The organism is Hyphomicrobium sp., assembly GCF_041659645.1.
Lineage (GTDB): Bacteria > Pseudomonadota > Alphaproteobacteria > Rhizobiales > Hyphomicrobiaceae > Hyphomicrobium_B.
Genome location: NZ_JBAZXX010000005.1, coordinates 116,686 through 133,878, shown reverse-complemented (window position 1 = coordinate 133,878; position 17,193 = coordinate 116,686). Strand labels below are relative to the sequence as shown.

General features: G+C 56.3%; 14 protein-coding genes, 1 tRNA gene and 4 pseudogenes. 13 read left to right on the top strand and 6 right to left on the bottom strand.

Translation table 11 applies throughout. The features are described from left to right. Positions 1–173: 173 nt before the first annotated feature. From WC811_RS18615 to WC811_RS18585, 7 genes and pseudogenes are all read left to right on the top strand, one after another. Complete coding sequence (locus WC811_RS18615; RefSeq protein ID WP_372646894.1) at positions 174–422, top strand: hypothetical protein; 249 nt, start codon at positions 174–176, stop codon at positions 420–422. A 54-nt stretch (positions 423–476) separates the two neighbouring features. After that, positions 477–1,214: a hypothetical protein gene (locus WC811_RS18610; protein ID WP_372646893.1), complete on the top strand. Its 738-nt coding sequence runs from the start codon at positions 477–479 to the stop codon at positions 1,212–1,214. Between the two features lie 232 nt (positions 1,215–1,446). Continuing rightward, a pseudogene (locus WC811_RS18605) lies at positions 1,447–2,088 on the top strand (carboxylesterase family protein); the annotation flags it as partial. Positions 2,089–2,118: 30 nt separating this feature from the next. Beyond that, positions 2,119–3,042, top strand: coding sequence for an IS1595 family transposase (locus WC811_RS18600; RefSeq protein WP_372646892.1), 924 nt, complete (start codon positions 2,119–2,121; stop codon positions 3,040–3,042). A gap of 100 nt (positions 3,043–3,142) precedes the next feature. Then, positions 3,143–3,418, top strand: coding sequence for a hypothetical protein (locus WC811_RS18595; RefSeq protein ID WP_372646891.1), 276 nt, complete (start codon positions 3,143–3,145; stop codon positions 3,416–3,418). Between the two features lie 21 nt (positions 3,419–3,439). Then, positions 3,440–4,105: a hypothetical protein gene (locus tag WC811_RS18590; RefSeq protein ID WP_372646890.1), complete on the top strand. Its 666-nt coding sequence runs from the start codon at positions 3,440–3,442 to the stop codon at positions 4,103–4,105. A 187-nt stretch (positions 4,106–4,292) separates the two neighbouring features. Beyond that, positions 4,293–5,261 (top strand): annotated as a pseudogene (locus tag WC811_RS18585) (carboxylesterase family protein); the annotation flags it as partial. Positions 5,262–5,845: 584 nt separating this feature from the next. Here the strand turns inward: WC811_RS18585 and WC811_RS18580 are convergent. Further along, the gene (locus WC811_RS18580; RefSeq protein WP_372647134.1) at positions 5,846–6,271 is read right to left on the bottom strand and encodes a nuclear transport factor 2 family protein; all 426 of its coding nucleotides are present in this window, start codon (positions 6,269–6,271) and stop codon (positions 5,846–5,848) included. 5 nt (positions 6,272–6,276) lie between these two features. On the opposite strand from WC811_RS18580, the pseudogene WC811_RS18575 reads away from it, so the two are divergent. After that, positions 6,277–7,506: pseudogene (locus tag WC811_RS18575) on the top strand (arylsulfatase); the annotation flags it as partial. A gap of 361 nt (positions 7,507–7,867) precedes the next feature. Here the strand turns inward: WC811_RS18575 and WC811_RS18570 are convergent. Together WC811_RS18570 and WC811_RS18565 are read right to left on the bottom strand one after the other, a co-directional pair. After that, on the bottom strand, positions 7,868–8,728 hold the full coding sequence (locus tag WC811_RS18570; protein ID WP_372646888.1) for a DMT family transporter: 861 nt from the start codon (positions 8,726–8,728) through the stop codon (positions 7,868–7,870). Between the two features lie 787 nt (positions 8,729–9,515). Continuing rightward, entirely contained in the window at positions 9,516–9,971 is a 456-nt protein-coding gene (locus WC811_RS18565; protein ID WP_372646887.1) for a nuclear transport factor 2 family protein, read from the bottom strand. A gap of 315 nt (positions 9,972–10,286) precedes the next feature. Between WC811_RS18565 and WC811_RS18560 the strand changes: the two genes are divergently transcribed. Continuing rightward, entirely contained in the window at positions 10,287–10,619 is a 333-nt protein-coding gene (locus WC811_RS18560; protein WP_372646886.1) for a hypothetical protein, read from the top strand. Between the two features lie 27 nt (positions 10,620–10,646). Then, entirely contained in the window at positions 10,647–10,835 is a 189-nt protein-coding gene (locus tag WC811_RS18555; RefSeq protein ID WP_372646885.1) for a hypothetical protein, read from the top strand. Positions 10,836–10,900: 65 nt separating this feature from the next. On the opposite strand, the gene WC811_RS18550 is transcribed toward WC811_RS18555, so the two are convergent. After that, on the bottom strand, positions 10,901–11,539 hold the full coding sequence (locus tag WC811_RS18550; RefSeq protein WP_372646883.1) for an FMN-binding negative transcriptional regulator: 639 nt from the start codon (positions 11,537–11,539) through the stop codon (positions 10,901–10,903). A 112-nt stretch (positions 11,540–11,651) separates the two neighbouring features. Here WC811_RS18550 and WC811_RS18545 point away from each other — a divergent pair. Further along, positions 11,652–11,870, top strand: a pseudogene (locus WC811_RS18545) (GntR family transcriptional regulator); the annotation flags it as partial. Positions 11,871–12,008: 138 nt separating this feature from the next. Then, positions 12,009–13,118 (top strand): PLP-dependent aminotransferase family protein, encoded by a 1,110-nt coding sequence (locus WC811_RS18540; RefSeq protein WP_372647133.1) that lies wholly within the window; start codon positions 12,009–12,011, stop codon positions 13,116–13,118. Positions 13,119–13,696: 578 nt separating this feature from the next. Here WC811_RS18540 and WC811_RS18535 read toward each other — a convergent pair. After that, positions 13,697–15,406: a carboxylesterase/lipase family protein gene (locus tag WC811_RS18535; protein WP_372646882.1), complete on the bottom strand. Its 1,710-nt coding sequence runs from the start codon at positions 15,404–15,406 to the stop codon at positions 13,697–13,699. Between the two features lie 344 nt (positions 15,407–15,750). Here WC811_RS18535 and WC811_RS18530 point away from each other — a divergent pair, with 344 nt between their 5' ends. Beyond that, positions 15,751–16,740 carry a helix-turn-helix domain-containing protein gene (locus WC811_RS18530; RefSeq protein WP_372646881.1) on the top strand — a complete coding sequence of 330 codons (990 nt, stop codon included), beginning with the start codon at positions 15,751–15,753 and terminating at the stop codon, positions 16,738–16,740. Positions 16,741–17,042: 302 nt separating this feature from the next. Here the strand turns inward: WC811_RS18530 and WC811_RS18525 are convergent. Continuing rightward, a tRNA-Lys gene (locus WC811_RS18525) sits at positions 17,043–17,118 on the bottom strand. Between the last annotated feature and the right edge of the window lie 75 nt (positions 17,119–17,193).

Sequence of the window (17,193 nt, the reverse complement as noted above, 5' to 3'; positions counted from 1 at the left end):
ACCTATCCTTGCTGCTCTTCACTATCATTTCGTAAAGGCCGCTGCGTCGATTAGGGAGAAAAACCGTCATCTGCCTATGCTATGAATAGGCATCGGCAGTAACAGCGTAGGCTCTGCCGGCTGAGAGAACATAAACGAATTGCTCCCGCCTTAACCGCTGGGGAGAAGATGTGATGTCTCTCTTGTTTCACAATTGCGAAAATCTCGACAAGGCTACTCTGGACCACCTGACGAAAGCTTATGAAGCTGCGTGCGATGAGCTTTCTGCCGAGCATTATTTAAGTTCTTCAGAGCTTGCGGGACTGATCGACGAGATGGCTAACGCGATCCGTGATCAGCACATCGCAGGGCAACGGGTCCAGACTAAGCTCACGCGGCATGCGGTTACTTGCGCCCTTCTAAGCATAGAGCGGCAGCAGTAACTGAGCGCCAGGATTTCGGAGCCGACCACTAGGCGCGCCCGAGACAGAATCGCGTTGAACAAGCGATCAGTCATCCTAGACGCGTGGGTCGCCGTTGCGCAGATTGCCGGCACCAACATTGATGCAAATCATATGGAAAATTCTTTTCCACGCGCCTGCTGCACCCATAACTGGAAAAAAAGGATACGAGTCATGAGTAATAGAAGTTCCATCCATTCCTATCTGGATTGGGCCAAAGAGCGGCTCGACGAGATCGACGCAACGTTGGCCTCATTCGAGGATAATGCCGCGAAGTTGCAGGCCGACGCCAGTGCCAAAGCGCAGAAGGCTATGGCGGATATGCGCGCCGCGCGTGACGATTTTCGCAAGTCTATTAAGGAGAATGGGCAGGAGAGTGAAGCCGTCATCGCCACTTCGAAAAAGACATTGGAATCTCAATGGACTTCATTCGAGGAAGGCGTGCTAGCCTATCTCGAGGCGACCGGTCAGAAGGCTAAGGAGCAAGAAGCGGCGTTTCGCGCCTGCGCCGAGGCGCAACGAAAAGCATGGCACGACACAATCGACAGATTGCACAAGAGCGGGAAAAACCTCGTCGACAAGCAGCGGAACGAAATAGAGACCGCCGTGAAGAACCTAAAAAGCGAATCCGAAGCGGCAAAAACCAGGCTCGATAAGCTCAACAAGACTGGCGGCGAATCCTGGGCGGCAATGAAAGCGGCCCTGGCAGAAACGCGGGCGGCCTTGGACAAGGCCAACCAAGCTGTTCACGACTCGCTAAAGCGCGTCGCCTAACGAAACTCGCGGACTGAGACTGAAGACGCGTCTTCGGTCTTGGGCCGCAATCGTGCCGTTCAGTGAGGCGACCGTCTTTCCCCCATGCACTTCGAGACGCAGTCGCATTTTACGATGCCGGCGCCCCAGACTCCGTCGCGGTGCTCTGGTCATGTGCCCGCGTGCCGAATAAGATGTAAAATGACGTTGCCTATTGCAGGAGGCCGGAATTTCTCGTTGCTGCAAACATGTTATCGCAATTGCGTTTGCGTTGGCGGCCTCAGAACCCGCAGCGGCCGAGCCCTCGGACGTTAGAATCGATTCTGGCGCTGTGCGCGGAGCGGAAGCAGGCGGCGTCATCAGTTTCAAAGGCATTCCCTATGCTGCGCCTCCAGTCGGCAAGTTGCGCTGGCGAGTCCCGCAACCTGTCGAGCCTTGGCAACGCGTGCGCGACACCACCGCATTTGGACCGTCCTGTATGCAGACGGACGATTTGCCGAAATCGGAAGATTGCCTGACGCTGAACGTCTGGCGGCCAGCCTCGAAGTCAAGCGCGCCCTTGCCTGTGATGGTGTGGATTTATGGTGGTGCGCTCGCCCATGGAAATACCCCGCAGTATCCGGCCGACGCTCTTGCTGCACAGGGCGTCATCGTAGTCAGCATGAACTATCGCATGGGTCGGCTCGGCTTCTTTGCGCATCCAGCTCTGACGGAGGAAGCCCCTGACGATCCGCGCGGCAACTACGGCTATATGGATCAGCTTGCGGCCATCAAATGGATCAAGCGCAACATCGCCGCCTTCGGAGGGGATCCAGAGAAGGTGACTATTTTCGGCGAGTCAGCCGGAGGTGGGTCGATCATGGGGGACTATATACTTGACAGAACGCGGTCGATGTAGTACCTAGATGATCAAGGAGCAAAAGCCATGACCACCAACATCACCGACCCCGTCTTCCATGACGAAGAAAAGGCCCGCGAATTCTTAGAAGCGCAGCGCTGGCCCAACGGTCCGGTTTGCCCCTTCTGCAAGGAACACAAGAACGTCGTCCGCCTCGGTGGTGAAGCCGCCAAGAAGGGCCTCGTGCTCTGCCGCCCTTGCCGCAAGAAGTTTTCGGTGACAGTCGGCACAGTTATGGAGCGCTCGCACATCCCTCTCACGAAGTGGCTCATGGGCTTCCGCCTCATGGCTGCTTCCAAGAAGGGCATCAGCGCGCATCAGATGCACCGCATGATGGGTATCACCTACAAAACGGCTTGGTTCCTCAACCATCGTATTCGCGAAGCTATGGGCCTTCCCGTTTCGGCCGGTCCCATTGGCGGCGAAGGCAAGATCGTCGAAGCAGACGAGACGTTCGTCGGCGGCAAGGCAAAGAACGTCCACAAGGGCAAGCCCGCACCCAAGAAGCACCCTGTGGTCGCTCTTATCGAGCGTGACGGCGAAATGCGCGTGAAGCACGTTGCCAACGTGACCTCTAAAACCTTCCGCGAAACGCTTTTCAAGAACGCCAACCGCAAGTCCATCCTCATGACGGATGACAGCACATGGTCGCGTCAGGCCGGGAAGCAGTTCGCCCAGCATGAGACGGTAAAGCATTCTCTAGGCGAATACGTTTCTCAGGGCGGAATTTCACATATTCAGACCGCCGAGAGCTTCTTCTCTCTAATGAAGCGCGGCATCATGGGCTCGTTTCATTCCGTGTCGGAAGCCCACTTACAGCGCTACGCTGATGAGTTCGCGTTCCGCTGGAACCATCGTCAAGTTGATGACGAAACCCGCGCCAACGAAATCATCAAGGCGACGGCTGGAAAGCGTCTAACCTATCGGCCGACTGACGAAATCCCGCACTAATAAGCAGAAAGCTCGACGTTTTCTCTTGTGGAGAAAGCGCCGAGCCCGCCGTGACTCCGAGTAATCTGGCTCTGCAACGAATCAGAAACACGGAGTTTTTATGGACGATGATCTGAAAGCGCTTCTGCAAAAAACGCTGCAGAAGGCTCAACCACCTCTGAAGATAACCCTGACGGGCCCAGGACCGTTCGAACTCCCACCATCCGATACCGTATCGATTCAGATGACAGGGAATCTGTGCGTTCTGGAACTGCAAACAGTCGGAACTGGACAGATGCTTCGTGGCCCCCTGACAGCGGAGGCGAGAGACTCACTCCGGATGACACTGACGGGAATTTTCCACGCTGACGCGAGTGCAGCCAAGAAGAAAAACTAGCGCGCATCAGACTTCGGCTTTTTGGCCGCCGCCTTTTTTGGCTTCGGCGTGAACGGCTTCGGCGGCGTGTTCAGTGCGTTCGCTATCCCGCGCTTGAAGCGATCTTCTGCGCCGGGTTCGTCTTTTATTTCTTTTTTCTTTTGGTCTTTCACAATGCACCCCACTTTCAAAATTGAGGTTCCCGTTAGGTCCGCCTCGATGAATTTAGATGAAGCAGCTTACTACACCGTCGGGCGCATTATCAGATGGTGGGCACTAGTAGAGAACTCCATCGATTCTTCTATTCGCGATCTACTTTCGAGGCCTGACACCACTAAGATCGATACGTCACTCATAATGTCGTTTAAGCAGCGCCGCCAACTGCTCAAAGACCTATTAAGCGAGATCGTTGTAGACAAAAACGTCCTTCTCGGCGTTTTCCATCTCCTAGATCAAATTGGGAGTGTTCAACTTTATCGTGACCTTGTGGCTCACGGACTCATGATCAACGATTCTCGACGTCCAGATACCCACTACTATCTGTCGCGGACCCGGTGGAGTTCTCCGCCCGTCGTTCGGCGGTCTTACATCCGTAAGGAAAAGCTGGTCGAAATCGAGAACAAGATAGTGAAGCTTCACATGAAGCTCTTTATGGCGACGGCGGGTTGCCATCAACTCGGGTGGCTTCCATATCTCGATACAGACTGACGACGAACGCCGCTTCGGACGGCAATTTCCATCGGCGCTTACCTTCGATCCAATCTCGATAAACAGCGATCCCGGCCTCAATCATTTCAGGCGTCACCTCTATCTGAGTGACGCCTTTTTCATTGCCGCCCTGTCGGGATGAATCTGAGCACATCGGACTATGTTCCGTCAAGTATATAGTCCCCCGATCATGGCTCACTTGATCTCGCCACTCTCGCGCGGCCTCTTCCGGGGTGCGATCCTGCAATCGCCGGGCGTGCCGACGGCGCGTTCGAAAGTTTTGCCACTTACAGGCCTTGCCGACGCTGAAAAGAGAGCCGTCGCCTACGCGCGATCGATTGGCATCGGGGCCGATGGGTCAGAAGCCTTGGCTGCGCTCCGGGCGCTTTCCGCCGAAAAGCTGATCGAGGGAGCTTCGGCGCCCGAAGTACTCGCAGGTATGTCCAGCGGACAACCGGTCATCGGCATCTCTGGGGCGATCCTTGATGGGCGTTTCATAACCGAGACGCCCGAGGCGGCTTTCGCCGCCGGCCGACAGGCCAAGGTTCCGGTCATCGTGGGCGCGAACAATCGCGACCTCGGAATTGGCAACGCGAAGACCAAGGACGATCTCTTTACTCTATTCGGCGGGCACGTGATCGAAGCGCGCTCGCTTTACGACCCGAAGGGCGACGAGACATTTGATGAACTGAAACAGCAGGTACTCGCCGACGAAACGCTTGTCGAGCCTTCTCGGCACCTCGCCAACGAGACGGCAAGGGCCGGTCAGCCAACCTGGTTCTATCGCTTCTCCTACGTGGCTGAGGCCCTCCGCAATGATCCCAGGTGGAAAGGGACACTGCACGGTTTCGAAATCCCTTACACGATGAACATTCCAGCGGCGGTCGTGGGCGACAAGGTCACTGATGCCGATAAGGCAATGGGAAACTTGGCAAGCAGCTATTGGGTGTCGTTCGCCAAAACCGGTGACCCGAACGGCGGCGGCCGGCCCCAATGGCCGCGTCACGATTTTTCCGTCGACCGGCTGATTAATTTCACCGACGGCGGCGCCGTGATTGAGCACGACCCACTCAAGGCGCGACTCGATCTCATGGAGACGGTGTGGAGCGAAAGTGGGAACGGCGAGCCGGCTGCACAGTCACGGCCCTTGAAATGACTTAAAACTTCACGCAAGCACATGCTGGATGAATTTCCCATATCTTGCACATGTCCGTTGATGGCCCGGAGCTGAAATCCACAGTGGAGGATCGTTCCGTCCGATTTCAGAAGAAGAACTGATATTTCGTCATCGAAATTTCGAGAGTCAGCTGCAATTGTGAAACCGACCGCGAAAATTTCTTTGAGATTCTTATGCTTGGTGGGTGATCACGGACTCGAACCGTGGACCCGCTGATTAAGAGACAACGTGATTTCTAACGTAATCAATGAGGTTTTACACTTCGATGTCGTCAAGAGTGGTCATAGAGCGTCAAGAGTGATCACTGGTACTCAATCGTTTTACATCAATCGCAACGCAACCTCGAATTGGTCGACGTCCGTCCGCTACGCAGAAAGCGGAAGTTTGGTCACGCAAAGCGCGCGTTATCCCGATGCGTGTCAATAATGTCGGGAACGCACGCAGTAGCAGACAAACGCTACGCGACGAGATGGGCCATTAGCAGAAGTCGCACACCCCAAGGTTCGGCGATGCAGAGCCCGCCGCCGATTACGGCGGAGCTTGCTTCGGCCGGTCCACTGGACCTAACTCAAAATCGGTGCGGCCGCCGCTTCTTCGATGCCAGCAGCTGCCTGTGCTGCGAGGCCATTGTCCGCTGCTTGTGAGTCCTGGAATTCCTCAAGCGCATAAACCCTGCCCCATCGCAGTGTAAACGCGTGCAGTCCCCGGTTGATGTAAGGGGTTCCATTTTTGAGTGTCGCCTTCCCGTCCCACTGTGCAAATACCTGGGTGTTCCACGGCCAGCCCTTAACCGTCACCTCGGTGACAGTGATGCGTAGGGTCGGCAACACGCGGCCGAGACGCTCGAACCAGCGGCGAACCGAATCCTTGTCGTGACGTTCACCCCCGAGCGCGTGGTCGCCGGAAACGCGGTGATGGATATTGGGAGCAAGCGCTTCAGTTGCTTTATCCCAGCTATGATTGTTGACGTGGTTGAAGGTTTGCCGGATCTTCCGTTGAAGAGCAACTGAAGTTCTACGATGTGTGGGGCTCGGCGGACACTACGCCGCATATGTCGGTCGCGTGGTCCTGGGCGTTCGACACACCCTTCAAGTGGACCAAGCAGGTGGCGTCGTTCTTCGGCGGCACCCGTCAGGGCATGGTGATGTCGTGGCCTGGGCACATCAAGGACACAGGCGGCATCCGCACCCAGTTCCATCATGTGATCGACATCGTGCCAACGCTTCTTGAAGCCACCAGCATCCCGGCGCCGGTGATGGTGAACGGCATCGCACAGAAGCCGATCGAGGGAGTGAGCATGGCGTACACTTGGGACAAAGCGAACGAGAACGCGAAGTCCACACACGAGACCCAGTACTTCGAGATGTTCGGCAATCGCGCGATCTATCACGACGGATGGATGGCTGCGACGCCACCGCCGCAACCGCCGTGGCTCATGGGCACGGCCAAAATGCCGGAGGTGCTCAACGGCTACAAATGGGAACTCTATAACATTGACGAAGACTACTCACAGAACAACGATCTCGCGGCCAAATTTCCTGACAAGCTGAAGGAGTTGCAGGAACTCTTCCTCGTGGAAGCGCAGAAATACCAAGTGTTCCCGCTAGACAACTCCATTCTCGAACGCTTGCTCACTCCGCGACCGAGCTCAACCGCTGGCCGGAACGAGTTCACGTACTCCGGAGTCATGACCGGATTGCCGGAAGGCAGCGTGCCCAACACGCTGGGTAAGTCCTACTCCATCACCGCCGAGGTGGAAGTTCCCGAGGGTGGCGCCGAAGGTATGCTGAACACGAACGGCGGCCGCTTTGGTGGCTATGGTCTCTACCTGCTGAAAGGCAAGCCGGTGTTTGTTTACAACCTACTGGCGGTCGAGAGATTTCGTTGGGAAGGCAAAGACGCTCTCGCGCCGGGAAAACACACCGTCACCTTCGACTTTAAATACGACGGTCCTGGCATGGCCAAGGGGGGCACCGGCGTTCTGTCGGTCGACGGCAAGGAAGTGGATAGCAAAAAGATCCCACACACCACGCCGTCTATCATGACGATCGACGAATCCTTCGACGTTGGGACCGATACGCGCCTGAGCGTGGAAGACAAGGACTACCAGCCGCCGTTCCGCTTTACCGGCACGCTCGACAAGCTGACGGTCAATCTGGGGCCGTCGCAACTGACCGCAGAGGACCAGAAAGCGGTAGGCTCCGCTGTCAGAGCGAAAGACTAAGTACGACGACAGACAATGCGGCCAAGTACTGCGTCGCTGCGATATGCGGGAGATTCGTTATGAGGTTGAAAGCAGGGCTTCGCACGGCGTTGGTGGCTGGTGTTGCCGTTATGGTCAGCATCGGCGTCACGGATGCCCAGGCCGCCGACGGGCGGACCGCAACCTCGTAGCCGAATTTTCGGTGACCGGATCAAACACGCTTGCTTCATTGCCATCGAGAAGCTCTACGCCATGCTCGAAGAACTGACCGACGATGCAAAGCGCTGCGGCAAACTTAATTGAGATAGGCGTCGACAGCTGCAATTTCCCGAAAGTCATCTTTCGGAGGAAGGGCGGATCGGCGGCGCGAAGCACTTGCGCTCTACGGAACGGCCGGAACACGAACGGAGGGCGCAAGATACCAAACAACTGCCGACAGCACGATGGCACCGCCAGCCAGAACGGTTTCACCAGGTTGCTCTGCGAAGAACATCCAGACCAGGAGGGGGCCGAGCACGACGTCTAGCATTTGGATGAATCCAGATTCGCCGGCGGTAATGTAGCGGCCGCCGTTGAGCGCTAGAACGTAAGCAAGCCCGGACGTCAATCCACCGTACAAAGCGCAGGCCAGAAGTGCAGTCGGCGATGGAAGCCCGGGCTCCATGAAGGGAATGGCAATCAGGCCGCATGCCCCCGCAGCCAATGCCATGGCGACGTTCAAATCAAGCTGGGGATGAACCTTGGAGTGAACGATCTGCGAAGCAAAAGTTGCCGTCATGACGAAGGCCGCGATGATACCGAGGATATCTTTCGCCGTCGCCGCAGACCCGGCCATGATGGCAATGCCGAAAAAGGCCGCAAGCCCCGCGCCGAGCAGGCGCACGGTCACCCGTTCCCTGATCCAGACATAACTGATGAGCGCAGCGATGAATGGTAGCACCGCATACACAATCATGACGTTGGCAACTGTCGTCAGGTTCAACGCAAATATGTACGAGATCGTCGACAGAACGGAGATGGTGACCGCCACGACGCCAGAAGATCCCATTCCCGTTACGGCTTTTATCAAATTGGTCCGGTGTTCGTAGGCTGCAAACCCCGCCAGCGTCAGGAATGCAAAGAGAGAGCGCCACCCAATTAGTGTCCAAGATTCAACATTCGCCATCCTGACGAAGGGGCCGGCAGTGCTCCAAAAAATAGCAGACAAGATAACGAGCAAGATTCCATACGTCCGGCTCGCCATTGTAATCCTCGGGTGCTGCGCGGGTTGTTCGGATCTACTTTGCTCAGCCAATCAAACGAAACCATCCCAAAGGCGACGCGGACCAGAGCTTTGGTGCTTATGAGTTGCGAAGCGAGCGCGCCCTGGACGCGGGAGTGTCGGCAAGGGTCAATACGCGTTATTTGGGTGGTTCGGACGCCGAAGCGGGAATAGCGATCAGTTCTTGGCGCGATACGCCTCGCGTTCCGCGAGGCTCATGATGCTTTGCACAGCCGTGTTCGCAATGTACCCGAAGCCGACATTCGCAGAGCAGATCAGGTCGTCTCGTTTCGGAGTAAGAGCGCACATTTTGCGATCGATATTTCGAGAGTCAGCGGTAATTGTAAAACCGACCGAAGAAATTTCTTCGAGATTTCGATTACTTGGTGGGTGATCACGGGTTCGAACCGTGGACCCGCTGATTAAGAGGCAGCACGATATCGAGCGAAATCAATGAGGTTTTACACTTCGATGTCGTCAAGAGTGGTCATAGAGCGTCAAGAGTGATCACTGGCACTCAATCGTTTTACATCAATCGCAACGCAACCTCGAATTGGTCGACGTCCGTCCGCTACGCAGAAAGCGGAAGTTCGGTCACGCAAAGCGCGCGTTATCCCGATGCGTGTCAATAATGTCGGGAACGCACGCACTAGCAGACAAACGCTAAGCGACGAGATGGGCCATTAGCAGAAGTCGCACACCCCAAGGTTCGGCGATGCAGAGCCCGCCGCCGATTACGGCGGAGCTTGCTTCGGCCGGTCCACTGGACCTAACTCAAAATCGGTGCGGCCGCCGCTTCTTCGATGCCAGCAGCTGCCTGTGCTGCGAGGCCATTGTCCGCTGCTTGTGAGTCCTGGAATTCCTCAAGCGCATAAACCCTGCCCCATCGCAGTGTAAACGCGTGCAGTCCCCGGTTGATGTAAGGGGTTCCATTTTTGAGTGTCGCCTTCCCGTCCCACTGTGCAAATACCTGGGTGTTCCACGGCCAGCCCTTAACCGTCACCTCGGTGACAGTGATGCGTAGGGTCGGCAACACGCGGCCGAGACGCTCGAACCAGCGGCGAACCGAATCCTTGTCGTGACGTTCACCCCCGAGCGCGTGGTCGCCGGAAACGCGGTGATGGATATTGGGAGCAAGCGCTTCAGTTGCTTTATCCCAGCTATGATTGTTGACGTGGTTGAAGGTTTGCCGGATCTTCATTTTTACAATCGAACTGTAAATCATATGTATTTCTCGACTCTCAAATGCTGGCGTCACGGGTGGCCTGTTTGCTGACAGTCGTTCAATGCCAAGAATTGTCCCGATACCCAAACCGATCTTTGTCGATGTTCGTCACTAAGAACATCGCTATCTCCATTCGACTTGCCGCCCCGAGATGTCAGCGGTCCGCGTTAGATTATGATCGACATCTGTATATAGATGTCGTCAGAAATCTAAAGCGTCAAGCCTTTTTCCGCTAATGCATCGGCGAAGCAGTTTTGTCGCAGTTCTTTAGCGAGGAGCCGTCGCCAAGCATCGCGTCAATGAAAATCGATTGCGTTGTGGCGGGCAAACCGCCTCGCCCGTTTCCGCGAGAGCGATCTCCTGCGCCACATCTTCGAGCGTGTGGTCTGGTCGGCGATGGCCATGGGGCTCGTCAAGGGCGAGGGCTTCGCCGTGGACGCGAGCGTGCTCGAAGCCAACGCCAGCCGCTACCACGGTAAGGCTCCGGAGGAGCTGGAGTGGACCGAGAAGCAGCGCCAGACCCGTGCTGTCGTCGAGTATCTCGCCGCGCTCGATGAGACGGCCGAGCCCAATCCCGATCGCAAGATCCCCAAAGTGATCTCAGAACCTGAAGACGATGGCCCTTCGCCTCGTCAAGCCGCCGCCTGACCACCCGGCACGGGCGTGAGTTGCATCATGCGTTGGTGGCTATCGCGTACTTACGTCAGCGCCACCGACAAACTTGCTGAGGCAGGCTGCTCGGAACATGAGATCATCGCGCAGCTCGGTCACGTGACCCCGCAAATGGCGGCGCTGTACACGAAGGCCGCACGACGGAAATCGCTCTCCGCGTCGAATCAAGCTCTGTATTTGACCATTAGCTGACGAGTTCTACAGATCGATTCAATATCCGCAGAACCGTTGTCACGCTATGTGGTGGGCTCGTCTCATCATCGGTCATTGTTTAGGGTGGGCACCAGATCAGCTACGACGGCGTCCAGAGCATCCCCAGAGTTGGCGAGCCCATTGATGACGCCTTGGCGGTCTTCGGCGCTTCGATTTTGGCTCATTTTGCGTTTCCCATCGAGTCTCGTGATTGACATTCGCACGCCGACGATCCCGCGCAATTGGGACTGAACAAACTCGGTCGGCGCATCGGATACAGCCCATGGCATTGCCAATGGGCGTTCGTGGAGGTCGGTAAGGCGGGTGACGACGTCGAGCAGACGATCGGTATTGTCAAAGAACTCGACCGAGCCATAAGCGTGGACGGCGACGTAGTCCCACGTCGGAACCACTTTGCCTGTTTGCCGCTTCGTCGCATACCACGAGGGCGTGATGTAGGCATCGGGTCCAGAGAAGATGGCCAATCCTTCGCCAAGGGCGGCGATCTTCCACTGGGGGTTCGCGCGCGCCACATGCGCGTAAAGCGTGCCGTAACGGCCCTCGCTCTCGTCGAGGAGCATGGGCAACGGCGTTCCGATCATCCCCTCTTCGGTTGCAGTGACGAGCGTCGCTAAGCGCGCCTCTCGCATGACGCGATGCATCTCGGCTACGTCGTCGACGCGGAATACTGGCGGGATGTACATGTAGAAGACTCCTCGCGATCACCGAGGCGTCATACAACGTCGGTCGCCCTTGATGCCCGATCAAATACAAGGCAAACTGGCTTATAGAAAGAACCAGTTTTGAGTATTGTTGGTGGGCCAGTTGCGACTCGGCAAAAAATCCGCGCCCCATGGCGCCCAGCAAATCTGTGCGGCCTTGAAGTCGCAAATCGAGGACGGTGTATATGAGCCGGGGGAACTATTACCCTCGACCCGAGCGCTTGCTGCAGAATTCGGCACTTCGCGAACCACGATTACGTCCGCCTACGATCAACTTCTTGCGGAAGGCTTCATTGAGACGCGCCAAGGACGCCGATCGCGCGTTGCGCCGGCTTTGCGATCGCTTCGTTTGCCACGGGCTCGCAGCAATCTAGCATCAAAAACGCCTCGTCTATCTGCTTTCGCGCGGCGTGTTACCGAGTTGCCCGCTCCGCCGGTGGCGCTGGAGAGTATGCAAATCGACTTCCGCTATGGTGACATTGCCGCTGCTGACTTCCCGCGCCTGACATGGCGACGGGCTTTGATGAAGACCATGGCAACGTCTCGGGCCCGCAGTCTGCGCTATCAGCAGCCGGAAGGATCAAAAGAACTGCGAACCGCGCTGCAAGCATACCTGTGGCGTACCCGGGGCCTGAGCTGCAGCGTTGACCAGATCGTCATCGTCAATGGGTCTCAGCAGGGCCTCGATCTCTGTTCGCGAATATTGCTCGACAGCGGCGACCGGTTCGTGATCGAGAACCCCTGCTATTGGGCGGCCCGGCATATTTTTGAGAGCACCGGCGCCATCCCACAATTTGTCCCGGTCGACGACGAAGGTTTGCAGACAGAGGTTCTTGCGGACGTTAAGAAGGCGCGCCTTTGCTATGTGACGCCGTCGCATCAATTCCCGCTGGGTCACGTTCTCTCCGCTTCGCGCCGTGCTCAACTATTGGATTGGGCCGCTACGGCGGGCGCTTACGTCATTGAGGACGACTACGACGGCGAGTACCGATACGACATCCGTCCTATCCAACCGTTGCATGCCTTGGATCATTCAGGACGCGTAGTCTATCTCGGAACGATATCAAAGACGGTCTCGCCATTGCTACGCCTCGGATACCTTGTGGCGCCGACCGAGCTTGTCGACGCGTTCCGCACCACCAAGCGCCTAACCGATCGCCACTCCCCGACACTGGAGCAGGCCGCGCTGGCCAGCTTCATACAATCGGGTGCTTACGAGCGGCACGTGAAAAAGCTTCGGCGAAAGAATGCGCAGCGGCGCGCGGCGCTGCTCACCGCACTTTCAGATCATTTTGGCGACGCGATCGATGTTCAAGGATCGGACGCCGGCCTCCATGTGGTCACCTGGTTCAACGACTTTGAACCGGCCCGGGAAAACCACATTGCCGGGCTGGGCAGGCAACGAGGCGTTGGCATCTATCCTATTTCCGGTCTTTACGGTGATGGCCATGGCCCCGCCCCGAAACGAAAAGCCGGCTTTGTTCTCGGGTACGCCGCCCTTGAGGAAAGAGAGATCCGCATTGGCGTAAGCCGCCTCGCGACCGCTCTACGATCGAAATAGCAATTTCTGTTTCCGGCCCCAGCTGACATCTACAGCGGAGGATGGTTCCGTCCAATTTCCGAAGAAGAGCTGACATTTCGCCATCGAGATTTCGAGAGTCAGCTGCAATTGTGAAACCGACCGCGAAAATTGCTTTGAGATTGCTTATGCTTGGTGGGTGATCACTGGTTCGAACCGTGGACCCGCTGATTAAGAGGCAACGGGATTTCTAGTGAAATCAATAAGGTTTTACACTTTGATGTCGCCATGCGCGGTCATACAGCGTCAAGAGTGGTCATGGGGCGTAGCAAATTTCACAGATCTTAGGCGTCGAATCCCGCGTCGGGAGGCATAAGCCGACCACTCATGACTTTATGTCCACCACCGCCGCTTCTGACCCATTTGCGAAGTCACCCCGACAGCGCAAAAAATGGTGCAATACTGACGATCCAGCCCCACGAGAGCAAAGCCGGTGGTTAGCGAATTCGCCTCTGTGAACTGCTGCTTACTCGGCAGCGGCGGCTCTCCTCCCCTATTCTCGACGTTTTAGAAAGTGGCGGCAATTGCCGCCACTTTCAACGCTTCGGTTCGATTGCCGATCAGTACCCTAGCACCGAGTCCCAGAAGTCGCACTTGTAGTCGCTGCGTAGCTGAGAAACCGTGATTGTCGAAAGAGGCATGTCTTGCACGAGATATTTCGCATTACCGCCGCCCGTGAATTGCGGCCAGGGGGAATTGCCCGAGCCATTGGGATTTCCGGATCTCGCGAAATTTGTCCAAGCGGCCACCATGGCATTAGACAGCTTTGTCTCTTGCTCATTGAGCTCGCGGGGTTGTCCTGTTTCCTGGTCGATGTTCACGCCTAGATTTCCGCCGTGGAACCCAGCAAAGAGATATTGAATATCGATGGTGTGCGCAGCCAACGCCTTAAAGCCCGGCATTTGTGGAGCATAGTACGGGCTATTTTGATATCTGAAATCGTAAGCGTAGACCGGCACATGGCTAGCCAGGAGTTGCACGTTGTGAAGTTCCGAACATTTCAACTGATCCGTCTTGGACCTGGTAAACGCAATGCCGGGATTGTTGCCGTAGTTGCTGATCGGATATTGAGCCAAAACGTTGGCCGGGGTTAAAGCCTCGTACTGTGCCGAAGTCATCGGTGCCAGGGGATCCGTGAAGTACTCCATGTTGCCAAGATTGAACGTACTCTCATCTTTAGTCGACCCTCCCAGTATCGGCATCTTATTGAACCGGCCGGCGGCAACGGCCTGCGGATCTGCAGGAATAATCGTGCCGTCGATGATCGACTGACTGAAGTAGGAATTGGCCGCGTTTGCCCGCCCCTGCAATTGGAGGATGCGTGCGATGGAGAGCTTGCGGAGGCATTTAGCGGCGGCGGCGCTAGAGCCTGGGCATCCGGCTGCCTCGGCGAAACTTTGTCCCCTGCTCGATGCGGTAGCCGCAGGTACGACACCCGGAAAGATGAACGATGGTGAACTCTGTGCTATCGCGCGGTTGAACAAGCCATTGCTCAAAGGAGAAACCACTTGAACGCCGACGTTGTGCGCTCCTCCAGATTGCCCACCGACGGCCACACGGGTCGGGTCACCACCGAACGCAGCAATGTTCCGTTGCACCCATCGAAGCACCGCATTTACATCGAGAGCCGCATAGTTCCCCCACAGGTGCCCTTCATTGTTGATCGCCGGGTGGGAAAAAATGCCCAATAACCCAAATCGATAGTTGAGAGTGACGACAACGGTAGGCACGCCATCGGGTCCGCCCGTCGCGAGCTTGGATGCATCGTAGTCGGCCGATCCACCGGCGTAGTTGCCGCCCCCGTGAACCCAGACGATGACGGCTTTTTTGCCACCCTTGTTTGGGGTGAAGACGTTGAGGAAAAGGCAATCTTCATTCGTGCTCGTTGGTCCCGCGAATGTAGCGAGAGTCGTAACCTGCGGGCAATGGCTTCCAAATTCCGTGGCATCAAGCGTGGACTTCCAGCGCTTGACCGGTTGAGGGGGTCTCCATCTCAAATCACCCACCGGCGGAGCCGCGTAAGGGATTCCCTTGAAAATGCTGACACCGCTTTCGGTGTAGCCCCGCACCACGCCTTCGACCGTGCGTACGACTGGTGCGCTTCTGGCGTTTTCGTCATCGTTATGTGCCGAAGCCGGCCCCGCCAGAAAAATGGCGGCAACCGAGCACGCGAGAAGCGTCAGTCCAAATTTGCCTCCCCTTAAGGCAAACGAACCCGCGCTTTCGCGGCATGCACTTCCTGCTGCGCTTGAAGTGAGTTTCCGTCCCATTGCTATTTTCTCCTTGAACACGTTTCTCGTGCTCGCTTGCTCTTATTGGTCACGTGCATCTGTGCGGTGATCTACGTCCCGGCAGAAGCCGTGCAGGGCACCATCCGTGCGCACGCTGCGGCGGTCTTGGGCCCGGCTGAACCTTTCGGGCATTCGCCCAAATTTCAGGGTCTCGGAGTGATGTCAGTGCTTAGAATGTTCAGTCGGCGCCCAGTCAAAATCTGGGAACACGAGCAAGAGCGCGCGTGCCCCCAACGAGGGATTGGCGCTTTCCTGATTAACGCGCTGCGCGCTGTTGACTGGCGGCGGCGGCGTAGTAGCCTCAAGAAAAAAGGAGAAATATTATGGGGAGAGAAAAGCCAGATAGTGCTGACAAATCGGCTCCTGAATTGAGGGTTTGGGATACGCAGTATTGTTCGCCAGCGGAAGCCTACACATTTTTTCGGGATACAATGCGAGCTAACGGCCTTCCATTTACACCAAAGCAAATCGAAGGATCATCTTTCCGTGCACGCGCGGAAAACATCACGCTCGGCCGGGGCTTCATGGGTCGGCAGAAGAGTGTGCCAACCGAGTACATAAGAACGAAGTCCGACGTCGCGCATTCTTCTGACGAATGGTTTTGCGCGTTCTATATCCTATCGGGGTCCATGGTTTTCGAACAGCAGGGCCGTACTAACATCGCACGTAAGGGCGACCTGCTTTTCTTCGACAGTACTCTACCTGTAACGTTGACGAGTCTGGCCTCTGAAGGTCAGTCTTTGACCGATACGATGGGCTTTCGGTTTCCTAAAGATCTATTTAGCGACATTCCCGTCCCCGAAGATTTTCTTTTAAACATGCGTTATCCGCGCGAAAGGCTTCTTAGTCCGCTCGCAACCAGCCTGTCGTACGCATCGAATCGGCTCGTCTCTGCCTCGTCTGCGGAATTGATGGGGTTATTTGACGCGATTGTTGATCTTATCCCCCTCGGTGTGGGTGCCCTTGCCGATAAGCACGACAGCATTTTGCAGTCAGCGGATGCTGCATCGCTGCGTGCCGTCGTATCCTTCATCGAGGACCGCCTGACCAACTCGACTCTCTCCGCAGCTTATACTGCGAAGGAGCTGCGGATTTCCGAAAGGTACGTGCACAAGATGTTCGCGTCAGCTGGCACGACGTTTAGTGCGTACGTAACGGCCAGGAGGCTGGATCACGTCCGTGTCGATTTGCTCGCTGCCAGACGCGCACCCATCTCAACCATAGCCTATAATTGGGGATTCACGGACCTTTCGACGTTCAACAGGTCATTTAAAAGGCGATTTGGCTGCACCCCGAGGACATTGAGAGATTAGATTATAGGATCACTCTATTTTGTTGGCGCGCATACAGCAGCCGTTGCGCCTAGATGCGATATTGCCTAGCGAATTTTTCAGCGGTGAGCACAGGCATATTGGCCTAGAAGTGATTCTCGGCTCAATGCTCGCAGTTCACCAGCGTCGGGCGACCCCGGAGTCCGCTCTTGAGACGGAAGCTGTCATTCGCAGGACAGATCAGTTCGTTTCAGCGTAAGAACGAGCATTACGCGATTTATGCTTCGAGAGTCAGCGGTGATCGTAAAACCGCCTGCAGAGATTTCTTCGAGATTTCGGACATTTGGTGGGTGATCACGGGCTCGAACCGTGGACCCGCTGATTAAGAGTCAGCTGCTCTACCAACTGAGCTAATCACCCGTACCAATGACCGTCCCATCGACGAAGGCACTTGGCCTTCAAGGACGGCTAAGGGCCCGAACGGGCCCTGAGGAT

What these genes read in the sequence shown, in the direction of transcription:
- WC811_RS18540 (WP_372647133.1), top strand. Translation starts at nt 12,009, where the DNA reads ATGCAAATCGACTTCCGCTATGGTGACATTGCCGCTGCTGACTTCCCG.
- WC811_RS18535 (WP_372646882.1), bottom strand. Translation starts at nt 15,406, where the DNA reads ATGGGACGGAAACTCACTTCAAGCGCAGCAGGAAGTGCATGCCGCGAA.
- WC811_RS18600 (WP_372646892.1), top strand. Translation starts at nt 2,119, where the DNA reads ATGACCACCAACATCACCGACCCCGTCTTCCATGACGAAGAAAAGGCC.
- WC811_RS18615 (WP_372646894.1), top strand. Translation starts at nt 174, where the DNA reads ATGTCTCTCTTGTTTCACAATTGCGAAAATCTCGACAAGGCTACTCTG.
- WC811_RS18565 (WP_372646887.1), bottom strand. Translation starts at nt 9,971, where the DNA reads ATGATTTACAGTTCGATTGTAAAAATGAAGATCCGGCAAACCTTCAAC.
- WC811_RS18550 (WP_372646883.1), bottom strand. Translation starts at nt 11,539, where the DNA reads ATGTACATCCCGCCAGTATTCCGCGTCGACGACGTAGCCGAGATGCAT.
- WC811_RS18555 (WP_372646885.1), top strand. Translation starts at nt 10,647, where the DNA reads ATGCGTTGGTGGCTATCGCGTACTTACGTCAGCGCCACCGACAAACTT.
- WC811_RS18530 (WP_372646881.1), top strand. Translation starts at nt 15,751, where the DNA reads ATGGGGAGAGAAAAGCCAGATAGTGCTGACAAATCGGCTCCTGAATTG.
- WC811_RS18570 (WP_372646888.1), bottom strand. Translation starts at nt 8,728, where the DNA reads ATGGCGAGCCGGACGTATGGAATCTTGCTCGTTATCTTGTCTGCTATT.
- WC811_RS18595 (WP_372646891.1), top strand. Translation starts at nt 3,143, where the DNA reads ATGGACGATGATCTGAAAGCGCTTCTGCAAAAAACGCTGCAGAAGGCT.